The following is a 4,648-nucleotide window of genomic DNA, read 5'->3' as shown; positions in this document are numbered from 1 at the left end:
CACCACCGCGAAACGGTACCCATGGAATGCGGCATCCACCGGAACATCCGCCCCCCTGGAAATGGCCAGCAGTACCGGCTGACACGCTGCAACGCCTGCGAACAAATCGGCCGGGCTTCTGGTCTATCATGGATGTCTACTCTGCATGAAGGAGCCTCCATGATCCGCAAGCTGATCCCCGTTTTCCTCGTCGCCGGCCTGGCCGCCTGCGGCACGTCCGGCACGCAGCGCGGCGCGTCCGACACGTCGGCCACCGGGACCACGGGCGCGGCCTCCAGCGCCACCCCGGCACAAGACTGCAATGCCCAGCCGGTGCAGAACCTGGTCGGCCAGGCATATTCCGATTCGGTGGGCAAAGACGCCCAGTCGGCTTCACAGTCCACGCAACTGCGCGTGCTGCGTCCCGGCCAGGTCATGACCATGGAATACAACCCGGCCCGCCTGAACATCATTCTGGACGCCTCGGGCAATATCTCGGCGCTGCGCTGCGGCTAGGGCCTTTGCGCGGAATTCGGGCGCAAGCGCCCGGATGACCGCGCGCGGCGGCGCGCCTACAGTAAGGGCATGAACCACGCCGCCTTGCATCCCCCCGGCACCGGCCACGCTGCGCACGACTGGCCGGCCCTGGAAACCGCCCTGCACCAGCACGGCCACGCGCTGTTGCCCCGATTGCTGTCGCCTGCCGACTGCGCCGCCCTCGTGTCCGGCTACCAAGACGACACGCGCTATCGTAGCCGTATCGTCATGGCGCGGCACGGCTTCGGCCGCGGCGAATACAAGTACTACGCCTACCCCCTGCCTGCGTTGGTCGAGCAGTTGCGTACGGCGCTGTACGCCCGTCTTGCCCCGCTCGCCAACCGCTGGAACCAGGCCATGGGACTGGATACCCGCTATCCCGCCAGCCACGGCGAGTTCCTGCGCCGCTGCCATGCCGCCGGCCAGTGCCGCCCCACGCCGCTGATCCTGGCCTACCAGGCGGGCGACTACAACTGCCTGCACCAGGACCTGTATGGCGAACATGTATTCCCCGTGCAGGTGGCGATTCTATTGTCCCGGCCCGGGCACGATTTCACGGGCGGCGAATTCGTGCTGACCACGCAACGTCCGCGCATGCAGTCCAGCGTCGAGGTGGTTCCGCTGCAGCAAGGCGACGCGGTGGCTTTCGCCGTGCACCAGCGCCCGGTGCAGGGCGCGCGCGGCCACTATCGCGTCAATCAGCGCCACGGCGTCAGCCTGGTGCGGTCCGGCCGGCGCCATACACTCGGCATCATTTTCCACGATGCCCAATAGGGCTGCTGCCCCATGAACCTTGAGCTTTTCGCCGCCGACCCGGAAGTTCCGGAACGCATTACGCTGGGCCCAGGGTCTGTGCTGCTGCGCGGCCTGGCGCTGCCCCATGCCGATGCGCTGCTGGCCGCGGTGGACCGGATTTGGGCCGCCGCTCCGCCGCGCCACCTGATCACGCCTGGCGGGTTCCGCATGTCGGTAGCCCTGAGCAATTGCGGCGCGCTGGGCTGGACATCCGACCGCCGGGGCTATCGCTATACCCGCCACGATCCGCTGACCGGCAGGCCCTGGCCAGCCATGCCGGAGCCTTTCCTGCAGTTGGCCCAGACCGCGGCCAGTGCCGCCGGCTTTGACGGCTTCCGGCCCGACGCCTGCCTGATCAATCACTACCTGCCGGGCGCGCGGCTATCCCTGCACCAGGACAAAGACGAAGGCAACCTGGATGCCCCCATCGTGTCGGTATCGTTGGGTATCCCCGCGGTTTTCCTGTTCGGCGGACTGCAGCGCAGTGGACCGGCGCGGCGCGTGCCCCTGCAGCACGGCGACGTGGTGGTATGGGGCGGCCCCGACCGCCTGCGCTATCACGGCGTGCTGCCCCTGCAGGAGGCCACGCACCCGCGCGTGGGGCAGACCCGCATCAATCTGACCTTCCGGCACGCCGGCTGATACGCCGCTTCAACTGCCGTTGCGGGCCTCGGCCAGCGCCACCGTCAGGTGCATGACCTTCTTTTTCAGCGCATCGCGCTCGTCGGTCAGCGCGGCCACCAGGCGGCGCAACCGGGCCACTTCGGCCGGATAGTCCTCGATATGCTCGACCGGCGCATCGTCTTCGCCCGCGGCTCCAGCTTCGGGGTCAGGCGTGCGCGCCGCGGCCTTGGCTTGGCGTGCCTGGCGCGCCAGCTCGCGCAAGGCCTTGCGCCCTTCGGCGGCCGCCGCCACTTGCTGCTCGGCCGGCAGTTCGGCCACCGTCGCGGCGGCATTGATGGAAATATCGCCCGCCTTGACCGCGCGAACCAGTTCGGGCGCCGCCGCCTTGTGGATTTTCTCGATCTGTCCCAGCGTATTGCTGCTGACCCGCGCCGCCCGTGCCAACGCCTGGCGGTTCGGCACCGCGGGTTTTTCGGCAGCCTGCGGCGCCGCGCCCTCTTCCGGGCCAGCGTCCGGCGCCGCCTGCGCCTGGCGCGCCTGCAGAATTTCCTTCTTGCGCAGCGCCAGCACGCCACGCTGGAAGTCCGACACGCTGCGCCGGCCCAGATGATTCTCTATCATCCATAACCGCACATCGTCCAGCGATGTAAAACGGGTATTCTGGATGGTCTTGAACTCGATGCCGTGCTTGCGGCACAGGGCGTAGCGGTTGTGCCCGTCGACCAGCACATCGCCCCACAGTACCAGCGCATCGCGGCAGCCTTCGGCCAGCAGGCTGCGCTCCAGCGCGGCGTACTCGTCGGCACTGAGCGGGTCTATATACGTTCGCAGTTCTTCATTAATCTGGATATTCATCGTTACGCTTTATTCGTAGTACATCGGCGCGACCGCCATTACAACACCCACTGCGCGCCCCTGGCCAACCCAGGCCATCCGCCCGCCCCACAGGAGAACCCATCATGCCCCAGCTCTGCGCCTACCTGACTTTCGACGGCAACTGCGCCGAAGCCATGCGCTTTTACGAACACACCCTGGGCGGCCGCGTGGAAGCCATGGTGCCCTACAGCCAGGCGCCCGAGGGCACGGAATTTCCGGCCGGCGCCGAAGACCGCATCATGCACGCGCGGCTGAGCCTGGACGGGCAAACACTGATGGCATCCGACGCGGCGGGCGACCAGCCCTTCCACGGCCAGCAGGGCGTATCGCTGGCCCTGGTGTTTCCCACCGTATCGGACGCCACCCGCATTTTCAACAACCTGGCCGAAGGCGGCACGGTAACCATGCCGCTGCAGAAAACATTCTGGGCCGAGGCGTTCGGCGCCCTGACCGACCGCTACGGCACATCGTGGCTGATCAACGGCGGCCAGATCGCCGGCTGACCGCCCCCACCCTTTCAAGCACGGAGCTTCCGCATGCAGCATGCCCTGCAAGACAGACAACGCTGGCTGGCACTGATGGTGCTGTGCCTGGGCGTGTTGATGATCGTCCTGGACACCACCATCGTCAACGTGGCGCTGCCGTCCATCCGCGCCGACCTGCAGTTTTCCGAAACCGCCCTGGTCTGGGTGGTGAACGCCTACATGCTCACTTTCGGCGGCTTTCTGCTGCTGGGCGGCCGCCTGGGCGACCTGCTGGGGCCGCGCCGGGTATTCCTGGCCGGCCTCACGCTGTTCACCGCGGCATCGCTCGCCTGCGGCGTGGCCGGCAGCCAGGAGATGCTGGTGGCCGCGCGGGCCGTGCAAGGGCTGGGCGGCGCCGTGGTGTCGGCCGTGGCGCTGTCGCTCATCATGAACCTGTTCCCGGAGCCCGGCGAGCGCGCCAAGGCCATGGGCGTGTACGGCTTCGTCTGCGCGGGCGGGGGCAGCGTGGGCGTGCTGCTGGGCGGCGTGCTGACCAGCGCACTGAGCTGGCACTGGATCTTCCTGGTCAACCTGCCCATCGGCGCGGCGGTGTTCGGCCTGTGCCTGTTCCTGCTGCCGGGCGGCCGCGCCGCCGGCACGGACACCCGGCTGGACGTGGCCGGCGCCATCACCGTCACGCTGTCGCTGATGCTGGCGGTGTATGCCGTGGTGAATGGCAACGAAGCCGGCTGGACCTCTGCCCAGTCCCTGGGGCTGCTGGCGTTGTCCGTCGCATTGCTGGCGGCCTTCCTGGCCATCGAGTCGCGCTCGCCCGCTCCCTTGATGCCGCTGGGCCTGTTCCGCCTGCGCAACCTGGCTGTCGCGAATGTGGTCGGGGTACTGTGGGCGGGCGCCATGTTCGCCTGGTTCTTCATTTCAGCCCTGTACATGCAACTGGTGCTGGGCTACAGCGCCATGCAGGTGGGGCTGGCCTTCCTGCCCGGCAACCTGGTCATGGCCGTCTGCTCGCTGGGCGTATCCGCCAGGCTGGTCATGCGCTTCGGCATCCGGGCGCCGCTGGCGGCCGGCCTGGGCATGGCGGCCCTGGGGCTGCTGCTGTTTTCGCAAGCGCCCATCGACGGCACCTTCACCCTGCACATCCTGCCCGGCATGCTGCTGCTGGGGCTGGGCGCGGGCATTGCCTTCAACCCGCTGCTGCTGGCCGCCATGAACGACGCGCCGCCGCACGAATCCGGGCTGGCCTCGGGCGTGGTCAATACCGCTTTCATGATGGGCGGCGCCCAGCGCGAAAGCCGAGGTGAACAGCCAGGCTTGGTTGACGCCCAGCGCAGCCAGCATGGTGCGGTTTTCGG

Annotated in this window: 6 protein-coding genes; 5 read left to right on the top strand and 1 reads right to left on the bottom strand. The window is 68.0% G+C overall.

Features of this window, described 5'->3' with window-relative positions:
* The first annotated feature begins 159 nt into the window (after positions 1-159).
* The 3 genes from LPZ50_RS22030 (at position 160) to alkB (ending at position 1,953) form a co-directional block, all read left to right on the top strand.
* Positions 160-495 carry an I78 family peptidase inhibitor gene (locus tag LPZ50_RS22030; protein ID WP_230664957.1) on the top strand — a complete coding sequence of 112 codons (336 nt, stop codon included), beginning with the start codon at positions 160-162 and terminating at the stop codon, positions 493-495.
* A gap of 69 nt (positions 496-564) precedes the next feature.
* On the top strand, positions 565-1,290 hold the full coding sequence (locus LPZ50_RS22025) for a 2OG-Fe(II) oxygenase (protein WP_230664955.1): 726 nt from the start codon (positions 565-567) through the stop codon (positions 1,288-1,290).
* Positions 1,291-1,302: 12 nt separating this feature from the next.
* Positions 1,303-1,953 carry a DNA oxidative demethylase AlkB gene (alkB, locus tag LPZ50_RS22020; protein ID WP_230664954.1) on the top strand — a complete coding sequence of 217 codons (651 nt, stop codon included), beginning with the start codon at positions 1,303-1,305 and terminating at the stop codon, positions 1,951-1,953.
* Positions 1,954-1,962: 9 nt separating this feature from the next.
* Here alkB and LPZ50_RS22015 read toward each other — a convergent pair whose 3' ends face one another.
* Positions 1,963-2,790: a hypothetical protein gene (locus tag LPZ50_RS22015; protein WP_230664952.1), complete on the bottom strand. Its 828-nt coding sequence runs from the start codon at positions 2,788-2,790 to the stop codon at positions 1,963-1,965.
* A 104-nt stretch (positions 2,791-2,894) separates the two neighbouring features.
* On the opposite strand from LPZ50_RS22015, the gene LPZ50_RS22010 reads away from it, so the two are divergent.
* A complete protein-coding gene (locus tag LPZ50_RS22010) occupies positions 2,895-3,314 on the top strand; it encodes a VOC family protein (protein ID WP_230664950.1) in 420 nt (139 codons plus the stop codon).
* 33 nt (positions 3,315-3,347) lie between these two features.
* The coding region (locus LPZ50_RS22005) for a DHA2 family efflux MFS transporter permease subunit (RefSeq protein WP_230664948.1) at positions 3,348-4,648 on the top strand (1,301 nt) is incomplete at its 3' end.

The organism is Bordetella petrii (genome assembly GCF_020991325.1).
Taxonomy (GTDB): Bacteria; Pseudomonadota; Gammaproteobacteria; order Burkholderiales; family Burkholderiaceae_B; genus Bordetella_A; species Bordetella_A petrii_E.
The sequence above is the reverse complement of the archived record's forward strand: the minus strand, read 5'-3'. Positions and strand labels throughout refer to the sequence as shown.

What these genes read in the sequence shown, in the direction of transcription:
- LPZ50_RS22030 (WP_230664957.1), top strand. Translation starts at nt 160, where the DNA reads ATGATCCGCAAGCTGATCCCCGTTTTCCTCGTCGCCGGCCTGGCCGCC.
- LPZ50_RS22025 (WP_230664955.1), top strand. Translation starts at nt 565, where the DNA reads ATGAACCACGCCGCCTTGCATCCCCCCGGCACCGGCCACGCTGCGCAC.
- alkB (WP_230664954.1), top strand. Translation starts at nt 1,303, where the DNA reads ATGAACCTTGAGCTTTTCGCCGCCGACCCGGAAGTTCCGGAACGCATT.
- LPZ50_RS22015 (WP_230664952.1), bottom strand. Translation starts at nt 2,790, where the DNA reads ATGAATATCCAGATTAATGAAGAACTGCGAACGTATATAGACCCGCTC.
- LPZ50_RS22010 (WP_230664950.1), top strand. Translation starts at nt 2,895, where the DNA reads ATGCCCCAGCTCTGCGCCTACCTGACTTTCGACGGCAACTGCGCCGAA.